This is a genomic window from Pseudoalteromonas denitrificans DSM 6059, assembly GCF_900112265.1.
GTDB lineage: Bacteria > Pseudomonadota > Gammaproteobacteria > Enterobacterales > Alteromonadaceae > Pseudoalteromonas > Pseudoalteromonas denitrificans.
On the sequence record NZ_FOLO01000054.1, the window covers coordinates 13,320 to 39,966 of the forward strand.

The following is a 26,647-nucleotide window of genomic DNA, read 5'->3' on the forward strand; positions in this document are numbered from 1 at the left end:
TCATTTTGAAACTGTAGTCAAGTGTTACTATAAAAGGAAAGAATGTAATCAATAGCGACAAAGTGTAATAAATACTCTAAAGTTTGCACGTTTTATTTTTTGCAAAAAATGGATATTTTGCACTTGTATAGGTGTAACAAATATTGAAAATACTTAAATGTTTTAAAATTAAATACTTTATTATATGTATTTGGTTATTTTTATATAGCTCACCTTATGTCATGGCTAATCATCCTATTATTGCATTAGGAGTTAATCATGCCCCACCTTATAGTTTTGTAGAAGAAAACTCAGACTCTTCTGGTCTTATAATCGATATTATGCAGCGAATTGGATCTGAATTAGATTTCGAATTACAAGTTGTATCATGTCCTTTTCCGCGGTGTTTGAAAATGGCTAAAGAAGGTAAATTAGATATATTAGGGGGGTTAGTTAAAACTGAAGAAAGAAATCAATATCTTGATTTCATTGAGCCTGCCTATATGGCTCTTAATTCTTCATATGTTTTTTATTCTCTTAAAGAGAAAAACTTAGTCGTGAATGAATATGAACAACTTAAAGATAAACGTATAGCCGTAATGCGAAATGCCGCTTACTTTGAACTTTTTGATAGTGATGCAGCGTTAAATAAGATTATTGTTTCTTCAGAGAAAGTCGCAGTTGATATGTTATTAAAAGATCGTGTTGATTTGGTCATTGCTGTTGAAGAAACAGCAGATTATTCAATAAAATTTTTGAAACAAGCAAGTCATAGATTGCAAAAACTTAATTATAGACACACAGATAATATTTTAGGATATGCCGCAATTTCTCGAAAGTATCAAAATATTGAACTTTTGAATAAAATAAAACAGAAAATGAGACAATTTCAAAAAAGTGGCGTATTAACTCAACTTGTAAAACCTTATAATTTGCCCCCGATTAACAAACCTTAACTTCTAACAGTGGATGAATCTAGTTACATCTTTGTGACTTAATGTTATTGCTTCATCTTAAGTTCAGTTTACTTTTGTATTATTCAATTATTGCTTTAAAGCTTTTTTAGGAAAAATTACCATGCTATTAAAAACGACGCTTTTACCTCTGTTTGCTGCATCTCTTATATTAACTGGCTGTGCCTCTACTAATGCTGAAAAGGGAGCTGCAATTGGTGCGATATCAGGTGCGATTCTAGGTAAGGCTACAAGTAATCATAAAAATAAAAGAGCCGTATTTGGAGCGGCAATAGGCGCAATTGCTGGCGCTGCTATTGGTGATTATATGGATAAACAAGAGCAGGAATTTCGTGATGAACTATCGGGTTCAGGCATTGAAGTTGTACGAGAAGGGGATAATTTACGTTTAATTATGCCTGCAAATATTACCTTTGCAACGGGCCAGTCCTATATCACATCGGGTTTTCATACTACTTTAAATGATGTTGCCAAAGTATTGGTTAAATTTGATAAAACACTTTTGAGCATTGAAGGTCATACCGATAGTTCTGGAGCCGCAGCTTTTAACCAAAATTTATCAGAGCAACGCGCAATGAGTGTTAAGTCTTATTTAATGAATCAAAATATTTTAGCATCGCGTCTTAATACTGTGGGATATGGTGAGAGTAAACCTGTAGCATCGAATAATACGGCGCAAAATAAAGCATTAAATCGCCGAGTAGAAATTCAAATTGTGCCAAATAAAGCATAAACTTGTTTGGTGTAATTATTAATCTCTAAATATTTATCCCCGAAATATACACTCGGGGATACTTCTTTAACTTAGAAAGTTACAAAAACCTTCTTAAAGTTAAGATGCGATTTCAGCAGCTACGACTGAAATTTCAACTAATAAAACATCGCGCGCCATGCTTGCCTGTACACAAGCCCTAGCCGGTGCATACCCTTCATTTACCCAGTTGTCCCAAACTTCGTTCATTTGTTTAAAATCATTCATATCTTTGATGTATATGGTTGCCGATAATATATGATCTTTGTCGCTGCCAGCCTTTTCTAAAGCAGCATCTACTTTATCTAACATAGTTTGTGTTTGATGTTTTATATCTTTTGTTGCATCGGCACACACTTGGCCGCATAAATAGACAGTGCCGTTGTGTTTTACAATTTTACTCATGCGTTGTTTAGTATCGATACGTTCTATGCTCATTTTTTTGCTCTTTGTTGATTTTGGTTAGGGTGAAATTAAATTTTAACAAATTTATAAACAAAGCGGTCGGTTTTGCCCCGAATATCTTTGGTAAAAACATTAATTCCTGAAGTATCTTTTTGATTTTTAAAATAAAAATCTTCTTCTACTAATTTAAATCCAGCCTGTTTCATTTGTTTTTTTACGATATCAGAATCAATTCGATGTAAATCATTTGGGGCATTGAATCTTGTGCCTTTAATTGCATTGTGATCAATTATGATAAACACCTTGATAAAAAGCACGGTCGTGCTATTTTGTTGTGATCTATTCAGATAGGATGCATAATGAACAAAGCTAAAAAAACACGGAAGCAAATATTAGAAGTGGCGTTGCAGATGGCAACTGCAACTAGTTTAAACGACTTAACAATTGGCAGTTTAGCTGTAGCTACTGATATGTCTAAATCAGGTTTATTTTCACATTTTAAGTCTAAAGAAAACTTACAGCTTGCTGTGCTTGATCATGCCTATGACTTATTTCGACAAATCGTAACGATTCCCGTTTATGAAATTGAATCACCATTAGAACGTTTAAATACATTGTGTGATAACTGGTTAGATTGGTATGAATTACAAGCAAAAACGTGCATTTTTATATCTGCATCGGTTGAGTTTGATGACCAGCCAGGTGTTGTACATGACAAAATTGCACAAGACTTAGCTAAGTGGTTGAGCTTTTTAATTTCTACGGTTCAAGCTGCTATAGATGAAAAAGAATTTATCGCTAATGCCGATGCAGAACAATTTGTATATGAACTTTATTCTTTGTATTTAGGTAGTCAAAGTATGATTTGGGTTGGTTTAGAAGATGCTAATCATAATCGTTTTAAACTGGCCTTAGAGTCACTGATTTCACGTTATAGGCGTATCTAATGAGTAATAAAATATATTTTTCCGATAAAAAAGACAGAAAATCATTTAATTTTTACTTAATTAAAATGTTATCAACGAGTTTACATTTTATTGCGCCAGCGCTTGCTAAAAAGCAAACTAAAAAATTATTACTTACGCCTATGATCAGCAAAAAAATTAAATTTGCAAAAACTGACTTCAAGCAAGTTAAACAAGAAGCCCCTTATGGCGATTTAAATTTGTATCGAACTGGTTCAGGGCGTAAAGTAATTTTAACCCATGGTTGGTCAGGTGGTGCGTCACAGTTTTTTCCTTTAATGCAAAAAATTGCTGATGCTGGTTTTGAAGCGATTGCTTTTGATCACTACGGGCATGGTAAAAGTAGCGGTCAGTTTGCTAATTTACCTCTATTTGTTAAAGGATTAAATGCAATTATAGAACATGAAGGAAAGAATAATATAGCGTGTATTATAAGTCATTCTATGGGTACTGTTGCTGCATTAAATCAGGATAAATCACTGAATCACTTACTAATAGCACCTACATTTGGTTTTTATCAATCGTTCGAGAAAAGGATTTTATCAACAGGTATAAAATCAAACTTATTTCATAATATGCTTGCAGATGTTGAACAAGAACATCAACTTAAGTTTAAAGACTTATTACCAGAGCAACATTTGGCAAAAACACAAGGACGTATCCATATAGTACATGACCAAGGTGATAGGTTTGCACCTTTTGATTTAGCCAAGCAGCAAGTTGAATCATTTGAACATGTTAGCTTTACAGCAACATCAGGTCTAGGGCATGGTAGAGTGATCAATTCAGACCCTACTTGGGAAGCATTTCAAAAGCTGGCTTTTAACTAGTCTGAATATGTTAAGCATAATGAAGGCTTAGGGTGATTTATCGAATTTAAATAACATATGCCCTTATCTTCGGTTAAACTTTAATGCAGTCATTATTGTTATTGAATATATTTTAAACTAAACCTTTTACCCTAAAAGGAGTTGTTATGTTTCAAGAAAGTGCAGTGGGATTTATTCAAAAATCTTCTATTGGTATTCATGCTGTGTCTCCGAAAGGAATTATAAAATACGCAAATCAATTTGAATTGGATATTTTGGGTTATTTAGAGGAGGAATATGTAGGGCATCATGTGTCTGAATTTCAAATTAATGACAAATGTTTAAATGACATGATGGAGAAGCTAGGTGAATTTAAAAACTTAATAAATTACCCTTCTCGTGTTCAAGGTAAAAATGAAATTAAATACATTCTTTATAATTCTAGTGTGTATGAGCAAGGTGGTGAGTTCATCCATACTCGCTGTTTTGGTTGCGAAATATCACAGAAAGTTTATGAGGTTTTAGTCGAAGAATCGGCCTATCTTAAAGGATAAACGCTTGCCATTTTAATAGAGAATATTGGTAAATATAGACTGATTAAAAAGCTCAGTATTTATTTTAATTCAGTCATTTTATATTGGAAGTCGCAGCAAATATAATCAGTATTGTGATTTATACACAATGCGTAGCAGCGCTAATATTAAATAAAACTGGCGATTTCATCTAATTCTTTTTTTACTAAAGCATGTTCTGGCACTGTGGCATCTTTATCTGGATAGCCAGCTATCAATAACATATATGGGCGTTCATTATCTGGGTTTCGATTACATATCTTTGTTAAAAAGCTCATTGGTTTAGGTGTGTGTGTTAAGGTTACTAAACCACTATGATGTAGAGCTTGAATTAAAAAGCCTGTCGCAATTCCTACGGACTCATGCACATAATAATTTTGATTTTTATCTTCAGCATGAATGCCTCCTTTTTTCTGACTGAAAATGGCTATTAACCAAGGTGCTGATTCTAAATAAGGTTTACTTGCATCTGTACCAAGTGGTTTTAATGCGTCTAACCACTCCTCACCAGCTCTGCCTTCATAAAATGAACGTTCTAAATTTTCAGCTTCTATACGTATTTGTTTTTTTATATCTGCGCTATGGATTGCAACAAAGTGCCAAGGCTGATGATTTGCACCACTGGGTGCTGTTGCGGCTGCTTTAATACAAGTTTCTATAATTTCTTTTGGTACAGGCTTATTTGAAAATGAACGAATAGAATGGCGGCGTTTAATATTTTCGTAATTTTCGGTTGCTTTTTGTTGCATGATTTCAGGTGTTAATTCTTCAAAATCAGTGAGTGGGATATTGTTATGTTGTTGCATATGCAGCTCTTATTGTTGGTTTTAGTTTTTATATCTAGATAGGAAGTAAAGATCAAGTGAATTTTTTGGACTTAGACCTCTTATCACTATTTTTTACCTTTAATCACTTTATCGAGTGTTTTTTATGCTGGCTTAATTAGCATAGCGCTGTCAATTGAATTTATTTACACATTTTTAACAAGTAAGTGTTTGAAAATAACTATAAACAAGTACTTAAGAGAGAGCGATTATGTTAACTATTAATGGATTATCAAAAACATACGATAATGGTGTCAAAGCATTAGACGATGTTAATTTAGAAATACCAAAAGGTATGTTTGGTTTACTCGGCCCTAATGGTGCGGGTAAATCGTCTTTAATGCGAACCATAGCGACATTGCAACAGGCTGATATGGGTAGTATTAACTTTGATGGTATAGATGTATTTTCTGACCCTCAAGCTTTACGTCAAAGATTAGGATACTTACCACAAGACTTTGGTGTTTATCCTAGAATAAGTGCCTATGATCTTTTAGAACATATGGCTATTTTAAAAGGCATAAAAAATAAAGGTGAAAGAAAAGAAGCGGTTGAAGGATTGTTGGCACATACAAATCTTTATCAACATCGAAAAAATGCAGTGAGTGGTTTTTCAGGTGGTATGCGTCAAAGATTTGGTATCGCTCAAGCACTGCTCGGGGATCCTGATTTGTTAATTGTAGATGAACCAACCGCTGGACTAGACCCTGAGGAACGTAATCGTTTTCATAATTTACTTGTGGGCTTAGGTGAACAAAAAGCAATTATTTTATCGACTCATATTGTTGAAGATGTATCTGAGCTTTGTCCTAATATGGCGGTGCTTGCATCAGGGAGAATTATTCTGCAAGGTAATCCAATTAGTTTAACAAATACATTAAATGGTCAAATTTGGCGTAAATCAGTAAGTCAAACTGAGGCGGTAGAAATCGAGAAAAATATGTCTGTGATCTCAAAGCGTCTTTTTGCAGGGCAAACCATTGTTCATGTACTAGCGTCTAGTGCACCTGAAGGTTTTGAACCCGCACCTGCAAACTTAGAAGATGTGTATTTCTCTACCCTACATTCACATCGTAGTATTAGCCAGAAGCAAGCTGCTTAGGAGTCTTTCATGTTAGCCAAAATGTTTTTATTTGAATGGCGCTACTTTGTTCGGCAGCCATCTTTTTATGTCACCAGTTTAATTTTCTTTTTATTAACATTTTTTGCCACTGTGAGTGAAAATATCCAGATTGGAGGTGGTGGTAATGTTTTATATAACGGACCATTTTCAATTGCACAAACATTATTGATCATGGGGATATTTGCCATGTTTCTAGTGGTGAATTTTGTTGCTAGTACTGCAACTCGTAATGATACTAGCCGAATGTCTGAGTTGCTTTATAGTAAACCGATAAATCCATTGAGTTATCAATTAGGGCGGTTTTTAGGATCTTTTTCCATTGTCGCGACAGTTTTTTTATTTGTGCCTTTAGGTATATTGTTAGGGACCTTAATTGGAGGCATAACAGGCTGGGTTGACCCTGAACGTTTAGGCGTTACAGATTTAACACATTATATAACATCTTATTTTTACTTATCTTTACCAACATTATTAGTTTTGTCTTGTTTCTTTTATGCTGTGGCTATCCGTTTTAGATCTATGATGGCGGTATACTTGTCCGCTGTTGCAGTATTTATTTTATATGTGATAGCCGGTCAGTTTGCTTCAGAACCAGAGTATCGTACTTTAGCTGCATTATTAGATCCATTTGCTTCAAATACATTTCGAGAAGTCACACGCTATTGGACCATGTTTGATAAAAATAATGCAGCGATTGAAATGACGGGTATATTATTGCAAAACCGCCTTATTTGGTTAGGTATTGCGGCTTTCATTATGGTATTTTTTGCTGGTTTTAGAAGTAAAGTGCGCTTAGAAAAAGTTAAAGCAACTAACAAATCAAAAAAAACAGAGCAAGTAGACTTCAGTGAATTGCTAAAAAATGATATTTCTTATAAAAGTTCTGGTATTCAAACATTTGCTCATTTGTTATTGCGCACTAAGTTTGAAATAAAACAAGTTGTTTTTAGTGCGCCATTTTTAGTATTAGGTGCGTTAACTGTATTTTTATTAGTTGCGCCCTTAATTGATCCTCAAGGTATGTTTGGTACACCAAACTGGCCACTCACTCAGGCCATGGTAACACTAATTCAAAACTCAACAGAGCTATTGATCATGATAGTGCTTGCTTATTATAGTGCTGAAATAGTATGGCGAGAGCGTAATTCAGGCATGGGCGATATTATTGATTCTATGCCAGTAAATAATGTGACTTTTTGGTTTTCAAAAATAATTGCGATGGGGCTTATTATTACGTTGTTATATGCATTTGGTATGTTTGCAACTATGGCAAATCAAGCATTAAATGGATATGACAATTTTGAAGTCTCTCAGTATATAGTACGTCTAGGTTATATTAACTTATTACCGCTTATGATGGTGGCGGTATTAGCATTTTTCCTACAGGTGGTGAGTCCAAATAAATATGTTGGTATGATGCTATTTGTACTATTCATCATCAGTACAATTACCTTAAGTAATTTTGGTTTTAGCCATAATATGTTTCAATTTGCTGGTGCGCCTAGATTATTATATTCAGACATTAATGGATACGGTGATTTCTTAACAAGCCATTCTTGGTACATGTTATATTGGGGTGGATTCACCTTGATTTTAGGTGCGTTAGGGTATGCGCTTTGGCATCGTGGTCCTGCACAGTCACTTAAAATGAGAATTAAAAATGCAGGTTATTACTTAGGCACTCCAGGAAAAACTGCAATTGCACTTGGTTTAATCGTATTTATCGCTACTGGAAGTTATATTCATTACAATACACGTGTACTAAATGAATATGTTATTCAGGATGATAGAGAAGAGTTACAAGCTGAATATGAAAAGAAATACTCTACTTATCTAAATGCCGATATTCCCACTATTACTAAAACACATGCAAAAATTGATATTTATCCTTCAATTCGAAAAATAGATGCTGTAGCTGACATAGTAGTTTCTAATACGTCAAATAAACCGATTGAACGCTTTTTAGTGTCAAAACCTGCATATACAGAAAAATGGAATGTAACATTTATAGGCGGTAAATTAGGAGAAGTTGATGATAAATTTGATACTGCATGGTTTCAATTTGATAAACCACTTATGCCTGGAGAAATACGCTCAGGTAAGTTAAGTGCCGTGCGTTCACATCAAGGTTTTTCAGATGGTAATAATGATTTTTCTTTAATTGAAAATGGCACCTTTATTAATAATTTTGAATTATTCCCTGTATTTGGCTACCAACAAACTAACTTGTTAACAGATCGTCATAAACGACGTAAATATGGGTTAGAGCCATTACAGCGTGCAAATAAATTGGAAGATAAACGTTTTTATAATGAAAGCTTTTTTGGTAAAGGAGTTGGTTTTATAGACTTTAATGCAACAATAAGTACGTCTGAAGATCAATTTGCGATTGCACCAGGATATTTACAAAGTGAAGAAGTAAAAAATGGTCGTCGTATCTTTCATTATAAAATGGATGCGCCTATGGTTAATTTTTACTCAGTAATGTCTGCGCGTTTAGAGGCTAAAAAAGAACAGTACAAAGGCATTAATATTGAAGTGTATTATCATAAAACACATGCAATGAATGTTGCTCGTATGTTTGAATCTGTTCGTGATTCAATAGACTATTTCACTGAAAACTTTGGTGAATATCAACATAAGCAAATGCGCATTATTGAATTTCCTGGATATCGCTCTTTTGCACAAAGCTTTGCTAATACAGTGCCTTATTCAGAGCAAATTGGTTTTATAACTGATTTAAGAGACCCTGATAATATTGACCCTGTTTACTATGTGACTGCTCATGAAGTCGCACATCAATGGTGGGGTCATCAAGTTGGAGCCGCTAACGTTCAAGGAAGTGCCATTATCTCTGAGAGCTTATCGCAATATTCAGCACTTATGGTAATGGAGAAGAAATATGGAACAGAAAAAATCCGTAAATTCTTAAAGTATGAATTAGATAGATATTTACGTGGCCGTACTGTTGAATTTTTAGAAGAAATGCCACTAATACGTAGTGAAAATCAACAATATATTCATTATCGTAAAGGCTCTGTTGTGATGATGTCTTTAAAAGATAGGCTAGGTGAAACGCGTTTAAATAAAGCTTTGAATGATTTTTTAAAGAAATATAAATATCAAAGTAAGCCATGCCCTACAACATTAGATTTAGTGGCATTTATTACACAAGATACAGATCAACAAGAAAAAGCTTTTGTGAGTAACTTGTTTGAACATATTAGCTTGTATGATCTTAAAACTACGAATGTGAAAGTTGTAAAGGCGGAAGGTCAAGATGATTTCTTTGATGTTACTTTAACGATTGAAGCGGCTTTAAACCGTGCTGATGGACAAGGGAAAGAAACAGCTGTTGAATTTACTGATTTAGTTGATATTGGCTTATTTAGTGAAGATCCTGAGAATCTAGGTGCTGAAAATTTTGTAATATATTTACAAAAACACCAAATTAAAACAGGCACGAATGAAATAAAGCTACATGTAAAAGGTAAGCCTAAATTTGCGGGAGTTGACCCTTTTGTTAAATTGGTTGATAAGGATGGTGCGGATAATATTTATCGTTTATAAAAATTTTAGTGAATAAAAATTGAAACCGATACAAATGTTTATTTGTATCGGTTCTTTAAGTGTTAATAAATGTAAGCTTCTCTACAAACCCCCAACAGTTTCTTACTCTTTTATTTCTTTTGTTGTTTTACACTTTATTGGTATTCAAAATTCAATGTTGTCAGAGGAACAAAATGAAATTATATAAAAATTTAGTTAAAGCAAGTGCTTTACTCTTTATATTGGCAGGGTGTTCATCTGTCACAATACAGCCTGAACCTATCACTAAATTAACCGGAAATCCGAGTTATGAAGAAAGTCGATCTTTTTATTTTTGGGGTTTAAAAGGTGAACATCATGTTGATGTAAAAAAAATATGTGGTGATAAAGATGTAGTGCAAATGCAATCACAGCAAACCTTTGAAGATGGTGCTTTAGGTTTAGTGACTTTAGGGATTTATGCACCGCATTCAGTGAAAGTATGGTGTGAAGAAAATGCGGGTGAAAAAGTATTAAAGGGGAATCAAAATGCAAAATAAAATGATGTTAGTAATGGTGATGTTAACTGTAATGTCTGGCTGTACACGTATTCATTTTGATAATGGAGAGCAGATTGCGAATACTCAGCATGCACCAAAAAAACAATGGCATCACAATGCAGCTTTATCATTATATGAAGTATCTGAGCCTGTTGATTTAAAGAAAAACTGTGATGGTGCTAAGTGGAGCAGTGTTGAAACTCAGCTTTCATTTGTAAATGGCCTAGCGAGCACCGCTGTCAACGAAGTTGCGCCATTATGGTATCCGAAAACAGTTTTAACAACTTGTGAAAAGGTACAAGTGCCTTTACAAGTTAAAGACAAATAAATTATAAGAGTGGTAAACATATGTTGCTTATCATTCTAAATATAATTGCCTGTCATCTAAAATGAGTGAGCATACTTAAACCTTTTGAATCTAATTAAGCTGAAAAGAAAATTCTTTTTAGTAATAGTTAATAACTAATATTGTTATCTTTACTGTGTATGCCTTTAACTTTTTTTCGTGAGGTTGAATAATATGAAAGATAAACTCTACTTTATTTCAAACAGTAATATTCATAATTTATATTTAAAACATAATTAAATATCTACTCAAATCATTTTATTATTGATGACGAAATTGATTTTTTCGAATCAAAACCATAGGGTAGTGTTGGTGCTGTCAGTGAATACTATTTTGAATGTGATATGTTTGTATTTATGTTTTGCAGTAAAGTAGAGAAGAAGATTAAAAGATACAGCATTTTTAATCTAAAATGCTGTATCTTGTTGAGTTGTAATTTAACCAAAAATCATACGCATTAATGAAATTGTTTCGGCAACAGTGCGGCCTTTTACAACTTCAGCAATGATAGAATCACGTTTATTTTTGATATGTGCTGGAATATCGTCTGCTTCTAAAGCGCGATCAACGAGTATTTCAGCAGATTCTTTACCTCGTTTTGTACGGGTAGCACCTGTTTTAGTTGCGCGTTTTGGTTTATTTAACAGTTTTATATAACTTGAGTTAGCTGCTGTTGATTTGTCTGCATAATAAAACAAACATGGCAATAAAGCGCGAACTGACCAAAGTAGCTGTTCTTGCTCTGTTTGAGGACATGAAGAGCGGTACCATGGCATAACATGCATAGCTTGAATAATATCTTTATAATATCGGTCAAAATCTTTGTTATTTAATTTTGGCACTTCAAATGCAGCACACAAGGCATCTAGTTTTGTATTTGTAATTGGTAAAAATACATCTGGGCGGTGCATTGCAAGTAAACGCGTTGCTGGCGCTAAAGTTGGTTTTACATCATCTAATACAGAATGAGCAGCTAAATAATCGGCAACAAAATTTTGGTAGTCTTGCTCTGAAACATCACCTTCAGTTGGAATATTAGCAAGCGCTTTATCTAATAACTCAGGATTGCTTTGTAATAGCTGATGAAAAGCTTTAGCACTTTTGGTTGAGCTAAACCATTCAACATCAAATTTATATATAGATGGATCGTGCGAAGCTGTATGTTTACCAGCAAAAGCAAGCCTGTCTTCTTCAATCATTTCAGCGAGTGATTGCTGTTTGGTAATTTTTAAATAAGATAATAAGGCGAGCTGTTCATCTAAAGCAAGTAAACTTGCATTTTTTTCGATGAAAGAGGCCATGATGGGCCAAGGTGTAATTTTCAACATTCTTAATTGATTGATGCTGACGCCTAAAACGAGTAAGTCATTTAGCTTTTTTACAAATGGTAATTGGTGCTGCTCTAATAGATCATAGTTAAGACGATTGGTACAAATGTCAATCAACTCATGACACCAGCTATTAAAATCTTCTGGGTGATTTTCAACTTTAACAGCCATCAAATTAAGGCTTATTTCAGTTGCTTGTTTTAATGCATTTTCATAAGTAATATTTTCAGCATCTGAAAGAGACATTTGAGCGGGTAAAGTTAATAATTTTCTCATCGTTTAGATTGACTCCAGTTGAATTAGAACAAAGCCCAACTTAATTTTAAAATAAGCCTTAAAACTAAGCGGGCCGTGCATGATACAGGGATCTAAATTTTGTTCAATCTTGACTTTGTGATTTTTTAGCCTTTTTGACAAAATAATATTTGTTTATTATTTAATCTCTTAAAAACAGAGTAAATCTCTGTGTTTTCCCTGAGGAAATAACAATAATTAATATTTGAATAATAGATATCTGAGGTAGGAAATAACAGTTTTAAATATTTTTTTAATTGATGTTGCGCTAAATATAGAACTGATTGAAAATTACAAAACAGAGTTTATTTTAAAGTAAGGAAGTAATACAGTTATGAGTGATTTTATTTATCAAAAACTCAGCAGTGAAATTATTCAGGCTATAAACTCAGGTATTTTGCATGAAGGTGAAAAGCTCGACTCTGTTAGAAAGTTAGCAAGTAAACGTGAAATAGGTGTGTCTACGGCAACGCATGTATATAGAGAGCTTGAAAAGTGTGGTTGGATTTATTCAATAGAAAAAAAAGGCTATTTTGTAGCGAGTCAAAATACTAAAAATACCGAAAGCAACAAACAAAGTTATGGTAACTATTTTTTATCTCCAGAAGAGTTATCAGAGCTACCATTAGCTAATGCAGTACAGTTTTCGTTTAATGACCCTAAAATACTACCTTTATCTTGTACTGCTCCTAGCACTGTTGTTGATGCTGAAGTTATATTAAATCAGATGCATAGAAAAGCTTTGAAACGTAGACCTTACCGTATGCTAATGCAAGATCCTGTTGAAGGTTTAACTGCTTTACGAATCGAAATTTCGAAACATTATTTAAGGTCTGGTCAAGTCGTAGAGTACAATGACATACTCATTACAAATGGGCGTAAAGATAGTTTTTTTGTTGTACTACAAGCTCTAAAGCTTAAGAAGTCATGTATTGCAATTGAAGCTCCTAGCTCATATTTTTTTCAAAGTATGCTACAAGAGCATGATATCAAAACAGTTGCTGTTCCTATGCAATCAGACTTTTCAGTTGAGCTTGAATTATTAGATAAGGCATACCAAGCTGAGGCGTTTTCGGCATATTTGTTTAATCCTAATTTTAATGATCCAACAGGACGAGTTTTATCTAAGCAAGAAAAACTGCAACTTATAGCTTGGGCTGAAAAAAATGAAGTTGCTTTAATTGAATATGATAGGGGAGAGTTAAGTTTTAGTGGGCAAAGACCACCATCAGTTACTAGTCTGCTAATGACGGATTCAACCTGTAAAGTAATTAGCATTGTAGATTTTTACGATACGATCTCAGCAACTATTAGTTTAGGTTATATTATTTGTAGAAATACTTACAAAGAATGCTTATTTGCAAAGCAAGTTAATATAGAAGAGTCGAGTATCAGTTTGCAATATATGATTTTAGAGATGCTGCAAAGTGCAAAATATAATAAATTTGTAGATAAAGTGCGCTCTCAGCTTGCTTATCAGTGTCGACAAACAAGTATAATTTTAAGTGAATACCTTGGTGGAAAGGTAATTATTAATAAACCCAGTGGCGGTCCTTGTCTCTGGTTGAAACTACCCAAATACATATCTAGTAGAGAGCTGTGGCATTACCTTATTAAATTTAATATAGCGATTGCCCCTGGTTGTATGTTTATAACGTCAGCTCAATTTGATAATTATTTTAGAGTGACATTTGGCTTGCCTTGGGATGAGAAAATGCAGTTAGGGATAACAAATATGGCAAAACATATTAATGATTTCCTACAATCTAAGAAGATATAACTTTTACTATTAATTAACTCGACTGGAAAAATAGGGGGGGTATGTTTTTGTGGCTATGTTTTATGCGCTTTCAATAATGTATTTATCCCGATATTCATAACTTACTTTAGTTGAATAAATACTATAAATTTTAGTTTAATCTAATATAAAGCTTAGGCTCATATATTCCCATATTGGGCTATAGTGTGGAAAACGATAAAAAAGGAATAAAATGAAAATCTTACTAAAGATATTAGCTTTAATTTTTGTACTGATAGTTGCAATTGTGATTGTAGTACCTTTTATCTTGTCAGTTGATACTGTATTTGATGAGGTCAGCCAGAAAGTAGAGCAGGCAACTGGTAGAGTATTGACGGCTTCAGGGGATAAAGCCTTATCTGTATTTCCAAATTTAAGACTTGAATTAAATGATGTTAATTTTGCCAATATGAAATCAGGCTCTCATTCGAATATGATTTCTATGAAAAAATTAACCGTCAATATTGGCTGGTTATCTTTATTATCTGGAGATTTGAAGTTAGAAAGGTTTGTGATTACGGAGCCTAATATTTTACTTGAAAAAAATAAGACTGGTGACGTTAACTGGCACTTCCTACCGAAAAATGTAGGAAACACTTCAGAAAATAGAGGTGTTTTGATAGCTCCCAAAGATACTCAAGAGCAAGTAAGTATCCCTGATAGTTTTGATATTAAGCTAGGTGAAGTTGCTATCTATGGGGGTAAATTAAAATATATTGATGCAACCACTAATGTAATGCATGAAGTTAATGATTTTAACCTAACAATAGATCTACCTTCATTACGTGAAGCAATGAGTATAAAAGGTTCATTAGTGTATATGGCACAGAAGTTTGAATTAGATACTCACATCACAACACCGATACAAGTGATTATGGGTAATGACTTTAGTGTAAAAACACAAATGAAATCTAAATTAGTTTCTTTGAACTTTAATGGAGATATTAAAGAAAACAATAAGGAAATAAGCGGTGCATTGAATCTTAAAGGGGGGTCATTAAAAAATATCTTCAAGTGGCAAAATGTGCCTTTAGTTGCAAAAGAAAATGCATTTAATGAATTTTCATTTTCAGGGGAAGTGTACTTTGCTAATGAAAAACTGAGTTTGACAAAGCTTAATGCAAAGTTAGATTTATTAGATATAAAGGGGGAGTCAGACATTAATCTTGAAAATCGTTTAAATATCACTGCTAATTTTGATTTGGGTATGTTGAATTTAAATCCATATTTATCTGAAGCTACACAAGCTTCTGAGCAAGTAGAGAATAAAACTAAAGAGCAAAAACCTCAACCTATTATATGGGATGAAACACAAATTGATTTATCCTCTCTAACAAAACTCGATAGTCATATTAAAGTGCATTCACAAGGATTAAAATTTAAAGATATTACTTTAGGAGAAAATGCATTTTCGTTCATTTTAAATCAAGGTGTCGCTAATATAAGCATGGATAGTTTTAATGCTTATAAAGGTAAGGGAAAGGGTAAAGTAATAATTAATGCTAAAAAAGCGCCTTATAAAATTGAAACAAACTTTGCTTTAACTTCTATTCAGGCTGGCCCATTATTAAATGATGCAGTTAAGTTTGATAAATTAAGTGGTGCAGGAAGTATTGATTGGCAACTAAAAATGCAAGGTGACAATCAAAAAGCATTTATTCAAAGTTTAAATGGTCGTCTAGGTTTTAGTTTTAACGATGGTGCAATACAAGGTGCGAATATTGCTGCCATGGTACGTTCGGCTCAAGCCATGTTAAAAGGAGATTTTAGTAAAGCTGGATTAGATAAAGGGTATGATAAATCACAAAAGACGGATTTTGCTGAACTGAGTGGTATCTTTAACTTTCAAAATGGTGTTGGGACTAATAAAGACTTTAAACTAGCCAGTCCATTAATTCGTATTAAAGGTAAAGGCGTGGTTGATTTACCAAAAACTAAAGTTGATTATGGTGTAACTACAGGGTTAGTTTCAAACATAGAAGGTCAAGGGACTAAAAGTAGTTCAACAGGCTTTAAAGTACCAGTGCTAGTAAAAGGGCAATTTCATAATGTGAAAATTAAACTTGATGTATCGAGCGCCAGTAAAGATAAATTAAAAAATTCAATAAAGGATAAATTAAAAAAATTATTTGGTTAGTATTTAGCCTGAAATAGACGTTCTAAGAATTAAATACTCACTTAGGACGTCTATATACCTAAACCTCCCGCTGATTGCTTTTTGTACATTTAATTTAAATTAATTAAAAAATAACCTATCGCATAAAAACATTTACTGATACAATTGCGCGCCATTCAGAGGTGTCATGAAGAATTTCTGAAGAGGGTAAAAACATTATGTCTTGATTTTTTATAAAGTTAAGGCGGATTAATAATTACACAGGAGCATATAAAATGATCCAAATGCAAACTCAGCTGGAAGTTGCTGATAACAGCGGCGCTCGCAAAGTGCAGTGTATTAAAGTATTAGGCGGTTCACACCGTCGTTACGCTATGATTGGCGACATCATCAAAGTTTCTGTTAAAGAAGCAAATCCTCGCGGTAAAGTGAAGAAAGGTGATGTATTAAACGCTGTTGTAGTTCGTACAGCAAAAGGTGTTCGTCGTAACGATGGTTCTACTATCCGTTTCGATAATAACGCTGCTGTTATGCTTAATGCAAACAATCAGCCAATTGGTACTCGTATCTTTGGCCCAGTAACGCGTGAACTACGTAATGAAAAGTTCATGAAAATCGTTTCATTAGCACCAGAAGTACTATAGGAGTTTATCATGGCAGCAAAAATCCGTCGTGATGACGAAGTAGTTGTACTAGCCGGTAAAGACAAAGGAAAGCGCGGAAAAGTGCTTTCAGTTGTAACTGAATCAGGCCGAGTATTTGTCGAAGGTATTAATCTTATCAAGAAACACCAAAAGCCGGTTCCACAATTGAACCAAGCTGGCGGTATTGTTGAGAAAGAAGCATCTTTAGACGCATCAAACGTTGCGATCTTCAACCAGGAAACTGGTAAAGCGGATCGTGTTGGTTTCAAGATTGAAGACGGTAAGAAATTACGTATCTTCAAATCTACTGGAAAAACTATTTAATTAGTTAGTTGGAGTAGACGATGGCGAAACTGCATGAGTTATATAAAGACACAGTTGTAACAGAACTTCAAAAGAAGTTTGGTTTCAGCTCTGTTATGCAAGTCCCTCGAATAGAGAAAATTACCCTTAATATGGGTGTGGGCGAAGCCCTTACAGATAAGAAAATTCTAGAACATGCTATTAAAGATCTAGAAGCCATATCTGGTCAGAAAGTCCTTACAACAAAAGCTCGCAAATCTGTTGCTGGTTTTAAAGTTCGTGAAGGCTATCCGATTGGTTGTAAAGTAACTCTACGTGGCGAGCGTATGTGGGATTTCTTTGAGCGTTTGGTAACAATCGCAATTCCACGTATTCGTGATTTCCGTGGTGTGAGTGCTAAGTCTTTTGATGGACGCGGTAACTACAGCATGGGTGTTCGTGAGCAAATCATATTCCCAGAAATCGATTTTGATAAAGTAGACCGCGTACGCGGTATGGATATCACTATCACGACTTCTGCATCGAATAATGATGAAGGTCACGCCTTGTTAGAAGCCTTCGGCTTCCCATTCAAGAAATAAGGGTAGGGTTATGGCAAAGAATTCTATGAAAGCGCGCGAAGATAAACGCGCGAAGTTAGTAGCAAAGTTCGCAGAAAAGCGCGCAGCATTAAAAACAATCATCGCTGGTGTTGAAACATCAGATGAAGATCGTTGGGATGCAGTATTAAAGCTTCAAGCTTTACCGCGTGATTCTAGCCCTTCACGTCAACGTAATCGTTGTAACATTACGGGCCGCCCACATGGTTTCCTTCGCAAGTTCGGCATGAGCCGTATCAAGACACGCGAAGCTGCTATGCGCGGTGAAATTCCTGGCCTTAAAAAGGCTAGCTGGTAATAGAATCACGGGAGTAAGACTATGAGCTTGCAAGATCCTATTTCGGATATGTTCACACGTATTCGTAACGGTCAAACTGCGAAGAAAGTATCTGTAACGATGCCTACTTCAAAGCTTAAAGTAGCAGTAGCTAAAGTACTTAAAGATGAAGGTTTCATCACTGAATTTTCTGTAAACAGCGAATTAAAAGCTGAACTTACAGTTGAACTTAAGTACTTCGAAGGCAAAGCTGTTATCGAAACAATTAAGCGTGTTAGTCGTCCAGGTCTACGCATCTATAAGAAGCGTGGCGATTTACCTCAGGTAATGGGCGGGTTAGGCATCGCAATCGTATCAACATCTCAAGGCTTGATGACTGACCGTACTGCACGTAGTGCTGGTATCGGTGGTGAAATCATTGGCTTTGTAGCTTAATCGGAGAATATTATGTCACGTGTTGCTAAAGCACCCATAAATGTTCCTGCCGGTGTAGAAGTTACATTAAATGGCCAGGACATCAAAGTTAAAGGTAAGAACGGTGAGTTATCTCGTTCAATCAACGTAGCTGTTGATGTTGCTTTAAACGATAATGTTATTACAACTATGCCTAATGAAGGCGTAGCTAATGGTTGGGCACAAGCAGGTACTGCTCGTGCTAATATCAACAACATGATTGTTGGTGTAACCACTGGTTACGAAAAGAAACTTCAATTAATTGGTGTTGGTTATCGTGCAGCAGTTAAGGGTAAAGTATTAAACTTAACTCTTGGCTTCTCTCATCCAGTGAATTTCGAGATTCCTGAAGGAATTACGATTGAAGCACCAAGCCAAACTGAATTGCTTGTTAAAGGCGCAGATAAACAGTTAGTAGGTCAAGTATCAGCTAACATTCGTGCATATCGTAAACCTGAGCCTTATAAAGGTAAAGGTGTTCGTTACGCTGACGAAAATGTGCGTCGTAAAGAAGCCAAGAAGAAGTAAGGTAGGACGATGGATAAGAAAACAGCTCGTTTACGTCGTGCTAAACGCACACGTAGAAATTATATTGAACAAGGCGTTACACGTCTTGTTATCCACCGCACGTCAAAGCACATGTACGCTCAAGTAGTTACTGCTGAGGGTATTGTTTTGGCTGCTGCTTCTACTGTTGAAAAAGTAATTGCTGAAGCAGTTAAAGGTACTGGTAATACTGCAGCAGCGCAAGCTGTTGGTACTGCAGTTGCACAACGTGCAGCTGACAAAAGTATTACTAAGATTGCCTTTGATCGTAGTGGCTTTAAATATCACGGCCGTGTGAAGGCGTTGGCTGATGCCGCGCGTGAAGCCGGTTTGCAATTCTAGGAGTAGACAATGGCTAACGTAGAAGCAAAACAAACAGAATTCGCTGAAAAGCTAGTTGCTGTAAACCGTGTGTCTAAAGTAGTTAAAGGTGGTCGTATCTTTAGCTTCACAGCACTAACTGTAGTTGGTGATGGCGCAGGTAAAGTAGGTTTTGGTTACGGTAAAGCACGTGAAGTTCCTGCTGCTATTCAAAAAGCAATGGAAAAAGCACGTCGTAACATGATCAATGTTGAACTTAACGGTAATACATTACAACACGCGATAAAGGGCCGTCATTCTGGCTCTCAAGTATTCATGAAGCCTGCTTCAGAAGGTACTGGTATTATCGCTGGTGGTGCAATGCGTGCAGTTTTAGAAGTAGTGGGCGTTCAGAACGTTCTTTCTAAATGTTACGGTTCAACTAACCCAATCAACGTAGTTCGCGCAACTGTAAAAGCTTTAGAGAATATGAATTCTCCAGAGTCTATTGCAGCTAAGCGTGGTCTTACTGTTGCTCAAATTGTAGGGTAGAACCATGGCTAATAAAACTGTTAAAGTTACACAGGTTAAAAGTTCAATTGGTCGTTTACCTAAACATAAAGCGACATTGCGTGGACTTGGTTTGCGTCGTATCAATCACACTGTTGAACTAGAAGATACAGCTTGTGTACGTGGTATGATCAATCAAGTTTCTTATATGGTTAAGGTTGAGGGCTAGTTCATGTTATTGAATACACTTTCACCTGCTGCTGGTGCGAATAAAGACAGAAAACGCCAAGGCCGTGGTATCGGTTCTGGTATTGGTAAGACTGGTGGCCGTGGTCACAAAGGTCAAAAGTCTCGCTCAGGTGGTAAAGTACGCGTTGGTTTTGAGGGCGGTCAAATGCCTATGCAACGTCGTCTTCCTAAGTTCGGTTTTACTTCTCGCAAATCATTAGTATCTGCTGAAGTTAACCTTTTCGAAATTGCTAAAGTTGAAGGCGATATCGTAGAACTTAGTACGCTACAAGCTGCAGGTCTGGTTAAAAAGAACGTTTTGTTCGTAAAAATAGTTAAATCTGGTGAAGTTTCACGCCCATTGACTGTAAAAGGTCTTAGAGCATCTAAGGGTGCTCGCGAAGCGATTGAAGCTGCCGGAGGCAAGATAGAAGAATAATAAGGAAAGTACTCCATGGCTAAACCAGGTCAAGATACATCAAGTGCGCAAGGCGGACTATCGGAATTGAAACGTCGGTTATTATTTATACTCGGCGCAATCATTATTTACCGTTTAGGATCCTTTGTGCCAATCCCTGGGATTGACGCCGCTGTACTTGCCGAATTCTTCGAGCAACAAAAGGGCACCATTGTTGAAATGTTTAACATGTTCAGTGGTGGTGCGCTTGAGCGAGCTTCGGTACTTGCTTTAGGTATTATGCCTTATATTTCAGCTTCAATTATTATGCAATTATTAACGCACATACATCCTGCGATGATAGAGCTAAAAAAAGAAGGTGAACAAGGGCGTAAAAAAATAAGTCAGTACACTCGTTATGCTACGCTTGTGCTTGCTACATTCCAATCGATCGGTATTGCTACTGGTTTACCAAATATGATGAATGGCCTTGTTGTAAATCCAGGTTTTGGATTTTATTTCACTGCTGTTGTTAGTTTAGTAACAGGTACTATGTTCCTGATGTGGTTGGGCGAACAAATTACTGAACGCGGTATTGGTAACGGTATCTCAGTTCTTATATTTGTTGGTATTGTGGCTAACCTGCCGTCTGCTATTGGTTCGACAGTTGAAATGGCGCGCCAAGGTGATTTGAATGTTTTAATGTTACTGCTGATCGGAGTTATCGTATTTGCTGTTACTTATATAGTAGTGTTCTTTGAACGTGGTCAACGACGAATAGTTGTTAATTACGCTAAACGACAACAAGGCCGTCAGGTTTTTGCTGCGCAAAGTACACATTTACCGTTAAAAGTTAACATGGCAGGTGTTATTCCACCAATCTTTGCTAGTAGTATTATTCTGTTCCCTGGTACAATCGCCAGCTGGTTCGGTCAAGGTGAAGGTGTTCTTGCTGATGTGCTTCAAACTATTTCATTATCGTTGTCTCCGGGACAGCCTTTATATGCAATGGTATTAGCTGCAGCGATCATTTTCTTCTGCTTTTTCTATACAGCGTTGGTTTTTAATCCGCGTGAAACGGCAGATAACTTGAAGAAATCAGGGGCTTTTATCCCCGGTATTCGTCCAGGTGAGCAGACATCAAAATACATTGATAAAGTAATGACGCGCTTGACATTAGCTGGCGCTCTGTATATTACCTTTATCTGTCTGGTGCCCGAGTTTATGACAATGGCGTGGAAAACTCCATTCTACTTTGGCGGTACATCAATTTTGATTATCGTAGTAGTGATCATGGACTTTATGGCACAAGTACAAACACATCTGATGTCTCATCAGTATGACTCTGTACTTAAAAAAGCAAATCTAAAAGGTTATGGCCGATAGGCACTTTTAGATAGCTACGGAGATGACTCATGAAAGTACGTGCATCCGTTAAAAAGATTTGCCGTAATTGTAAAGTTATTAAACGTGCCGGTGTTGTACGTGTAATTTGCATAGAGCCTAAGCATAAGCAAAGGCAAGGTTAATTAAGAAATCGTGCAGACTGAGCTAAAATGGCTTGGTCTGTTTTTTTAGATGATTTGGTCATTAGTTGAGTATCCTAACGGGCTTTTCAACAAATTGATTACCAAATCCATAAATAGGAGATGTGTTAGTGGCCCGTATTGCTGGCATTAACGTCCCTGATCATAAACATGCAGTAGTTGCAATTACTGCTATTTATGGTGTTGGTACAACTCGCGCTAAAGCTATTTTAGCTGCGACAGGAATAGCTGAATCTACAAAGATCAGCGAACTAAATGAAGAAACACTTGATCAACTTCGTGAAGAAGTTGGTAAGTACACCGTTGAAGGTGATCTTCGCCGTGAAGTTACTTTAAATATCAAACGTCTTATGGACCTTGGTTGTTATCGTGGTCTTCGTCACCGTCGCTCTTTACCACTTCGTGGTCAAAGAACTAAGACTAACGCGCGTACTCGTAAGGGTCCACGTAAGCCTATCAAGCGATAAGGGGATAAGATTATGGCTAAAGCACCAGTTCGTCGTAAGAAGGTAAAAAAACAAGTTGCAGATGGTATGGCTCATGTTCATGCTTCTTTCAACAACACTATTGTAACTATTTCAGATCGTCAAGGTAATGCTTTATCTTGGGCAACTGCAGGTGGTTCAGGTTTCCGTGGTTCACGTAAATCTACTCCATTCGCTGCACAGGTTGCTGCTGAGCGTGCAGGTAATGCCGCAAAAGAATACGGTTTGAAAAACCTTGAAGTATTTATTAAAGGTCCAGGTCCAGGCCGTGAGTCTGCTGTTCGTGCATTAAATGCTGCTGGTTTTAGAATTACAAACATTACTGACGTGACGCCAATTCCACATAATGGTTGTCGTCCACCGAAGAAACGTCGCGTATAACAATAGGTTAGGAGAAAGAACATGGCAAGATATTTGGGCCCTAAGCTCAAGCTAAGCCGTCGTGAAGGTACTGACCTGTTCCTTAAGAGCGGCGTTAGAGCTATCGACTCTAAGTGTAAATTAGAGACTGCACCTGGTCAGCATGGCGCTCGTAAAGGTCGTCTGTCAGATTACGGTTTACAATTACGTGAAAAGCAAAAAGTACGTCGTATGTACGGTGTATTAGAAAAGCAATTCCGTAACTACTATAAAGATGCTGCACGTATCAAGGGTAATACAGGTGAAAACTTGTTACAACTTCTTGAGCAACGTCTTGATAATGTTGTATATCGCATGGGTTTTGCAAGTACACGCGCTGAAGCTCGTCAACTTGTATCACACAAAGCGATTATGGTTAATGGTCGAGTTGTAAACATTCCTTCTTTCCGTATTACTGCAGAAGATACTGTTGTGATCCGTGAGAAGTCGAAAAAACAATCTCGTATCATCGCTGCTCTAGAGTTGGCTTCACAGCGTGAAAAACCAACTTGGGTTGAAGTAGACAATAAAGCACTTGAAGGCGTATTCAAACGTCTACCTGAGCGTTCTGATCTGTCTGCAGAAATAAATGAACAGCTAATCGTCGAACTTTACTCGAAGTAAAGTTAAGAGTTAAGAGAGGATAAAAATGCAGGGTTCTGTAACCGAATTTCTAAAGCCAAAACTGGTTGCTATAGAAGCAATCAATCCAACGCGTTCTAAAGTGGTATTAGAGCCATTAGAACGTGGCTTTGGTCATACACTTGGTAATGCTTTACGTCGTATATTGTTATCATCCATGCCTGGATGTGCAGTAACGGAAGTTGAAATTGATGGCGTATTGCACGAATACAGTGCAAAAGAAGGCGTTCAAGAAGATATCATCGAAATCTTATTAAATCTAAAAGGCCTTGCGGTTTCTTTAGAAGAAAAAGATGATGTGTTTTTGACGTTGACTAAATCAGGAAAAGGTCCTGTAACTGCGGCAGATATTCAGCACGACGGTACTGTAGAAATCGCTAACCCAGATCATGTTATTTGTCATTTAACGACAGATAGCAGTGAAATCAGCATGAGAATTCATGTTGAACGTGGTCGTGGTTATGTACCAGCGGCAAGCCGTTTATCCTCTGAAGACGATGAACGTCCAATTGGTAGATTGTTGCTTGATGCATCATTTAGCCCAGTTGAGCGTATTGCGTACTCGGTTGAATCAGCACGTGTAGAACAGCGTACAGATTTAGACAAGTTAATTATCGATATGGAAACTAACGGTACATTGGATCCTGAAGAAGCGATTCGCCGTGCTTCTACTATTTTGGCTGAACAATTAGATGCATTCGTAGATTTACGTGATGTAACTGAGCCAGAAGAAAAAGAAGAGAAGCCAGAATTTGATCCTATTCTGCTTCGTCCTGTTGATGATCTTGAGCTAACAGTGCGTTCTGCAAACTGTTTGAAAGCCGAGCAAATTCAATATATTGGTGATTTGGTACAACGTACTGAAGTTGAGCTTCTTAAAACGCCTAATTTAGGTAAGAAGTCTCTAACTGAAATAAAAGACGTGTTAGCTTCTCGTGGACTTTCTCTAGGCATGCGCTTAGAAAATTGGCCGCCTGCAAGTCTAGCTGAATAACTCAAATCACTGAATAAAGTTTCGTTAGAAGGATAGGTCATGCGCCATCGTAAGAGTGGTCGTCAATTAAACCGTAATAGCAGTCATCGTAAAGCGATGTTCAGCAATATGGCAAGTTCATTGGTGAAGCACGAAATCATCAAAACAACTTTGCCTAAAGCAAAAGAACTGCGTCGTGTAATTGAGCCTTTAATCACACTTGCTAAGACTGACAGTGTTGCAAATCGTCGTTTAGCGTTTGCACGTACTCGTGATAAAGAAGTAGTTGGTATTTTATTTAATGAGCTTGGTCCTCGTTATGAAAACCGTCCTGGTGGTTACACTCGTATTCTTAAGTGTGGCTTCCGTACAGGTGATAAAGCACCAATGGCTTACATTGAATTAATCGATCGTCCAGCGGCGAGCGAAGAAGTTCAAGAAGAAGTACAGTCAGCTGAGTAAACCTTCAATAATCTATTTATAGATTATCTGAGGTATAAAAACCGAGTTACCGAAAGGTGCTCGGTTTTTTTATGTTTGGATAACTAACTTTGTAAAATTATATTTAAGGGAGTTTGGATTAAATCGTCTTGAAGCTTTTTGATAAGCATCAATCTTGACTGATAGAAGAGAAAACATAGTCATTATAAGGAAAGCTAAGTCACCTCAGAACTACATTAGAAGCTCTTATCTTGCCTGTTATTCTTTAAAAGTATATGCAACTATTCTTGCGATTAAGTTAACCATAAAGCTTATGCACTACGATGTCTCGAATGCTCTATCTGAGATATATTTTTTAATTGGTCAAACACAGTTATTAATAATAAAACGTTTTCTATGGATTAATTTATCCGGTACTTTCATAGTCTTGGCTTTCATGTTTTTCTAATTCCAGGAACGAAACTTATATTCTTTTCAGCATGTTCGGCTTCTTATTTTTTTAGATAAGTAGCCTTTATCTCCATATAGTGAACCCCCATCCATCTGTTATTTTACAGCTAAAATCCCACCTTCATCATTAATAATTAGGTGCAGTTTAAATCCATAAAACAAACTCATAGTTTCTTTTCCTCGCTCAGCACTGCCATTTGTCTAGGAATACGTAGTTGATGGCAAACTTGTATTTTAGTTGCATCAACAAAACCGATTCCTGTCGGTCTTGCTTGTCGATGGGTCATATAGCTACAAAGAGGTATGAGAACTTATTGTAATAGTTTCAGCATCCTCGTTTAACTAACCAACTGTGTAAATTCTTTTTGCCAACATTGGCATACATGATTGATATAATAGGTTATAAAATCACGGTAATCTGAGCGATGAAAAGCAATAACAATAGTCATTATCTCACTAGCTGTAAGCCTAGAAGGTTTAATTATTTTTTTTTCCAATTTCGATAAGGTGCTTTGCCACTGAGGTTCAAATTTAAGATAGAAGTCTTCGACATCAGTGAAGGTAAGGTCTAAATTAATCATTCCCAAGTCCTTGCTATTATAAGTTCTAGTCAAACGATCTAATCGCAACTTGGGCATTTAGTTCAACTCTTATGCGCAGCTCAGGTTAAGTATTCTTTTAGTGTGCTAATGATGTCGTTCAATGGCAAAATCAAGTTTTTTGTTTGTTATATAATCGAACGCGCGTTTTTTTTAACTTTTCTTAAAAAAACACTTGCGCTCAATCCAAATCTCTCTATACTGCGCCTCCACCGACACAGACGGCAAGCAACATTCTTAAAGGGGTGTAGCAAGTTAGCTAGGTTGGCGAGGCAAGTAAAACTTAACGATTCTTTAGAAAGAAACTTCTTCTAAAGAAAATTAAAATTAAGTGTTGACTCAAGGTTTTTAAGGTGTATTATTCGCACCCCAAGCAATTAACGGCAACGTTTACTTCGCTTGAAACGTTCTTTAACAATAAGTAATCATCTGTGTGGGCACTCTTGCAGATTGAGTTCTAAGTTACCTTCTTAACTTCGGTT

General features: G+C 36.1%; 32 protein-coding genes and 1 pseudogene. 28 read left to right on the forward strand and 5 right to left on the reverse strand.

What is annotated here, in order from left to right; genetic code table 11:
• Positions 1 to 143 precede the first annotated feature (143 nt).
• Entirely contained in the window at positions 144 to 935 is a 792-nt protein-coding gene (locus BM088_RS21775; RefSeq protein ID WP_245763887.1) for a substrate-binding periplasmic protein, read from the forward strand.
• Between the two features lie 121 nt (positions 936 to 1,056).
• Positions 1,057 to 1,686, forward strand: a complete 630-nt coding sequence (locus BM088_RS21780) for a YiaD family glycine zipper/OmpA-like lipoprotein (protein ID WP_091989815.1) — start codon at positions 1,057 to 1,059, stop codon at positions 1,684 to 1,686.
• Positions 1,687 to 1,785: 99 nt separating this feature from the next.
• On the opposite strand, the gene BM088_RS21785 is transcribed toward BM088_RS21780, so the two are convergent.
• Together BM088_RS21785 and BM088_RS21790 are read right to left on the reverse strand one after the other, a co-directional pair.
• On the reverse strand, positions 1,786 to 2,142 hold the full coding sequence (locus BM088_RS21785; protein ID WP_091989818.1) for a RidA family protein: 357 nt from the start codon (positions 2,140 to 2,142) through the stop codon (positions 1,786 to 1,788).
• A 35-nt stretch (positions 2,143 to 2,177) separates the two neighbouring features.
• Positions 2,178 to 2,411: a hypothetical protein gene (locus BM088_RS21790; protein ID WP_143085137.1), complete on the reverse strand. Its 234-nt coding sequence runs from the start codon at positions 2,409 to 2,411 to the stop codon at positions 2,178 to 2,180.
• A gap of 57 nt (positions 2,412 to 2,468) precedes the next feature.
• Here BM088_RS21790 and BM088_RS21795 point away from each other — a divergent pair, with 57 nt between their 5' ends.
• The 3 genes from BM088_RS21795 to BM088_RS21805 all read left to right on the forward strand — a co-directional run bounded on the left by BM088_RS21795 (position 2,469) and on the right by BM088_RS21805 (position 4,437).
• Positions 2,469 to 3,056, forward strand: coding sequence for a TetR/AcrR family transcriptional regulator (locus BM088_RS21795; protein WP_091989823.1), 588 nt, complete (start codon positions 2,469 to 2,471; stop codon positions 3,054 to 3,056).
• Positions 3,056 to 3,904 carry an alpha/beta hydrolase gene (locus BM088_RS21800; RefSeq protein WP_091989825.1) on the forward strand — a complete coding sequence of 283 codons (849 nt, stop codon included), beginning with the start codon at positions 3,056 to 3,058 and terminating at the stop codon, positions 3,902 to 3,904. The genes BM088_RS21795 and BM088_RS21800 overlap by 1 nt, the downstream gene beginning before the upstream one ends.
• 146 nt (positions 3,905 to 4,050) lie before the next feature.
• On the forward strand, positions 4,051 to 4,437 hold the full coding sequence (locus BM088_RS21805) for a PAS domain-containing protein (RefSeq protein ID WP_091989827.1): 387 nt from the start codon (positions 4,051 to 4,053) through the stop codon (positions 4,435 to 4,437).
• 146 nt (positions 4,438 to 4,583) lie between these two features.
• Here the strand turns inward: BM088_RS21805 and BM088_RS21810 are convergent, their stop codons facing one another.
• Positions 4,584 to 5,261 carry a nitroreductase family protein gene (locus tag BM088_RS21810; RefSeq protein WP_091989830.1) on the reverse strand — a complete coding sequence of 226 codons (678 nt, stop codon included), beginning with the start codon at positions 5,259 to 5,261 and terminating at the stop codon, positions 4,584 to 4,586.
• A 229-nt stretch (positions 5,262 to 5,490) separates the two neighbouring features.
• On the opposite strand from BM088_RS21810, the gene BM088_RS21815 reads away from it, so the two are divergent.
• From BM088_RS21815 to BM088_RS21830, 4 genes are all read left to right on the forward strand, one after another.
• Positions 5,491 to 6,381: an ABC transporter ATP-binding protein gene (locus BM088_RS21815; RefSeq protein ID WP_091989832.1), complete on the forward strand. Its 891-nt coding sequence runs from the start codon at positions 5,491 to 5,493 to the stop codon at positions 6,379 to 6,381.
• A gap of 9 nt (positions 6,382 to 6,390) precedes the next feature.
• Positions 6,391 to 9,972, forward strand: a complete 3,582-nt coding sequence (locus tag BM088_RS21820) for an ABC transporter permease/M1 family aminopeptidase (RefSeq protein ID WP_091989834.1) — start codon at positions 6,391 to 6,393, stop codon at positions 9,970 to 9,972.
• 173 nt (positions 9,973 to 10,145) lie between these two features.
• Positions 10,146 to 10,490 (forward strand): Bor family protein, encoded by a 345-nt coding sequence (locus tag BM088_RS21825; protein WP_091989837.1) that lies wholly within the window; start codon positions 10,146 to 10,148, stop codon positions 10,488 to 10,490.
• Positions 10,480 to 10,818 carry a Bor/Iss family lipoprotein gene (locus tag BM088_RS21830; protein ID WP_091989840.1) on the forward strand — a complete coding sequence of 113 codons (339 nt, stop codon included), beginning with the start codon at positions 10,480 to 10,482 and terminating at the stop codon, positions 10,816 to 10,818. Before BM088_RS21825 ends, BM088_RS21830 begins: the two co-directional genes overlap by 11 nt.
• Positions 10,819 to 11,273: 455 nt before the next feature.
• Here the strand turns inward: BM088_RS21830 and BM088_RS21835 are convergent, their stop codons facing one another.
• Complete coding sequence (locus BM088_RS21835) at positions 11,274 to 12,440, reverse strand: hypothetical protein (RefSeq protein WP_091989842.1); 1,167 nt, start codon at positions 12,438 to 12,440, stop codon at positions 11,274 to 11,276.
• 352 nt (positions 12,441 to 12,792) lie between these two features.
• On the opposite strand from BM088_RS21835, the gene BM088_RS21840 reads away from it, so the two are divergent.
• From BM088_RS21840 to rplQ, 19 genes are all read left to right on the forward strand, one after another.
• Complete coding sequence (locus tag BM088_RS21840) at positions 12,793 to 14,238, forward strand: aminotransferase-like domain-containing protein (RefSeq protein ID WP_091989845.1); 1,446 nt, start codon at positions 12,793 to 12,795, stop codon at positions 14,236 to 14,238.
• Positions 14,239 to 14,449: 211 nt separating this feature from the next.
• The gene (locus BM088_RS21845; RefSeq protein ID WP_091989846.1) at positions 14,450 to 16,393 is read left to right on the forward strand and encodes an AsmA family protein; all 1,944 of its coding nucleotides are present in this window, start codon (positions 14,450 to 14,452) and stop codon (positions 16,391 to 16,393) included.
• 254 nt (positions 16,394 to 16,647) lie between these two features.
• Positions 16,648 to 17,016 (forward strand): 50S ribosomal protein L14, encoded by a 369-nt coding sequence (rplN, locus tag BM088_RS21850; RefSeq protein ID WP_042153454.1) that lies wholly within the window; start codon positions 16,648 to 16,650, stop codon positions 17,014 to 17,016.
• A 9-nt stretch (positions 17,017 to 17,025) separates the two neighbouring features.
• Positions 17,026 to 17,340 carry a 50S ribosomal protein L24 gene (gene rplX, locus BM088_RS21855; RefSeq protein WP_042153457.1) on the forward strand — a complete coding sequence of 105 codons (315 nt, stop codon included), beginning with the start codon at positions 17,026 to 17,028 and terminating at the stop codon, positions 17,338 to 17,340.
• A 20-nt stretch (positions 17,341 to 17,360) separates the two neighbouring features.
• Positions 17,361 to 17,900 carry a 50S ribosomal protein L5 gene (gene rplE, locus BM088_RS21860; protein WP_091989849.1) on the forward strand — a complete coding sequence of 180 codons (540 nt, stop codon included), beginning with the start codon at positions 17,361 to 17,363 and terminating at the stop codon, positions 17,898 to 17,900.
• 10 nt (positions 17,901 to 17,910) lie between these two features.
• Complete coding sequence (gene rpsN / locus BM088_RS21865; protein ID WP_091989851.1) at positions 17,911 to 18,216, forward strand: 30S ribosomal protein S14; 306 nt, start codon at positions 17,911 to 17,913, stop codon at positions 18,214 to 18,216.
• A gap of 21 nt (positions 18,217 to 18,237) precedes the next feature.
• Entirely contained in the window at positions 18,238 to 18,630 is a 393-nt protein-coding gene (gene rpsH / locus BM088_RS21870; RefSeq protein WP_091989854.1) for a 30S ribosomal protein S8, read from the forward strand.
• Between the two features lie 12 nt (positions 18,631 to 18,642).
• Complete coding sequence (gene rplF / locus BM088_RS21875; RefSeq protein WP_091989857.1) at positions 18,643 to 19,176, forward strand: 50S ribosomal protein L6; 534 nt, start codon at positions 18,643 to 18,645, stop codon at positions 19,174 to 19,176.
• Between the two features lie 9 nt (positions 19,177 to 19,185).
• The gene (gene rplR, locus BM088_RS21880; RefSeq protein ID WP_091989859.1) at positions 19,186 to 19,536 is read left to right on the forward strand and encodes a 50S ribosomal protein L18; all 351 of its coding nucleotides are present in this window, start codon (positions 19,186 to 19,188) and stop codon (positions 19,534 to 19,536) included.
• Positions 19,537 to 19,545: 9 nt separating this feature from the next.
• Positions 19,546 to 20,046: a 30S ribosomal protein S5 gene (rpsE, locus tag BM088_RS21885; protein ID WP_042153477.1), complete on the forward strand. Its 501-nt coding sequence runs from the start codon at positions 19,546 to 19,548 to the stop codon at positions 20,044 to 20,046.
• 4 nt (positions 20,047 to 20,050) lie between these two features.
• Positions 20,051 to 20,233 carry a 50S ribosomal protein L30 gene (gene rpmD, locus BM088_RS21890; RefSeq protein ID WP_016710201.1) on the forward strand — a complete coding sequence of 61 codons (183 nt, stop codon included), beginning with the start codon at positions 20,051 to 20,053 and terminating at the stop codon, positions 20,231 to 20,233.
• A gap of 3 nt (positions 20,234 to 20,236) precedes the next feature.
• Positions 20,237 to 20,671, forward strand: coding sequence for a 50S ribosomal protein L15 (gene rplO / locus BM088_RS21895; RefSeq protein ID WP_091989861.1), 435 nt, complete (start codon positions 20,237 to 20,239; stop codon positions 20,669 to 20,671).
• Between the two features lie 15 nt (positions 20,672 to 20,686).
• Positions 20,687 to 22,015 (forward strand): preprotein translocase subunit SecY, encoded by a 1,329-nt coding sequence (secY, locus tag BM088_RS21900; protein ID WP_091989864.1) that lies wholly within the window; start codon positions 20,687 to 20,689, stop codon positions 22,013 to 22,015.
• Positions 22,016 to 22,044: 29 nt separating this feature from the next.
• Complete coding sequence (gene rpmJ / locus BM088_RS21905; protein ID WP_059364690.1) at positions 22,045 to 22,158, forward strand: 50S ribosomal protein L36; 114 nt, start codon at positions 22,045 to 22,047, stop codon at positions 22,156 to 22,158.
• Positions 22,159 to 22,286: 128 nt separating this feature from the next.
• Complete coding sequence (gene rpsM / locus BM088_RS21910; protein WP_091989867.1) at positions 22,287 to 22,643, forward strand: 30S ribosomal protein S13; 357 nt, start codon at positions 22,287 to 22,289, stop codon at positions 22,641 to 22,643.
• 12 nt (positions 22,644 to 22,655) lie between these two features.
• Complete coding sequence (rpsK, locus tag BM088_RS21915; protein WP_059364684.1) at positions 22,656 to 23,042, forward strand: 30S ribosomal protein S11; 387 nt, start codon at positions 22,656 to 22,658, stop codon at positions 23,040 to 23,042.
• A 21-nt stretch (positions 23,043 to 23,063) separates the two neighbouring features.
• Positions 23,064 to 23,684, forward strand: a complete 621-nt coding sequence (gene rpsD, locus BM088_RS21920) for a 30S ribosomal protein S4 (RefSeq protein ID WP_091989870.1) — start codon at positions 23,064 to 23,066, stop codon at positions 23,682 to 23,684.
• 25 nt (positions 23,685 to 23,709) lie between these two features.
• Positions 23,710 to 24,696, forward strand: a complete 987-nt coding sequence (locus tag BM088_RS21925) for a DNA-directed RNA polymerase subunit alpha (RefSeq protein WP_091989873.1) — start codon at positions 23,710 to 23,712, stop codon at positions 24,694 to 24,696.
• 39 nt (positions 24,697 to 24,735) lie between these two features.
• Entirely contained in the window at positions 24,736 to 25,137 is a 402-nt protein-coding gene (rplQ, locus tag BM088_RS21930; RefSeq protein ID WP_091989877.1) for a 50S ribosomal protein L17, read from the forward strand.
• 237 nt (positions 25,138 to 25,374) lie between these two features.
• Here rplQ and BM088_RS28140 read toward each other — a convergent pair.
• A pseudogene (locus tag BM088_RS28140) lies at positions 25,375 to 26,147 on the reverse strand (transposase).
• Positions 26,148 to 26,647: the final 500 nt, after the last annotated feature.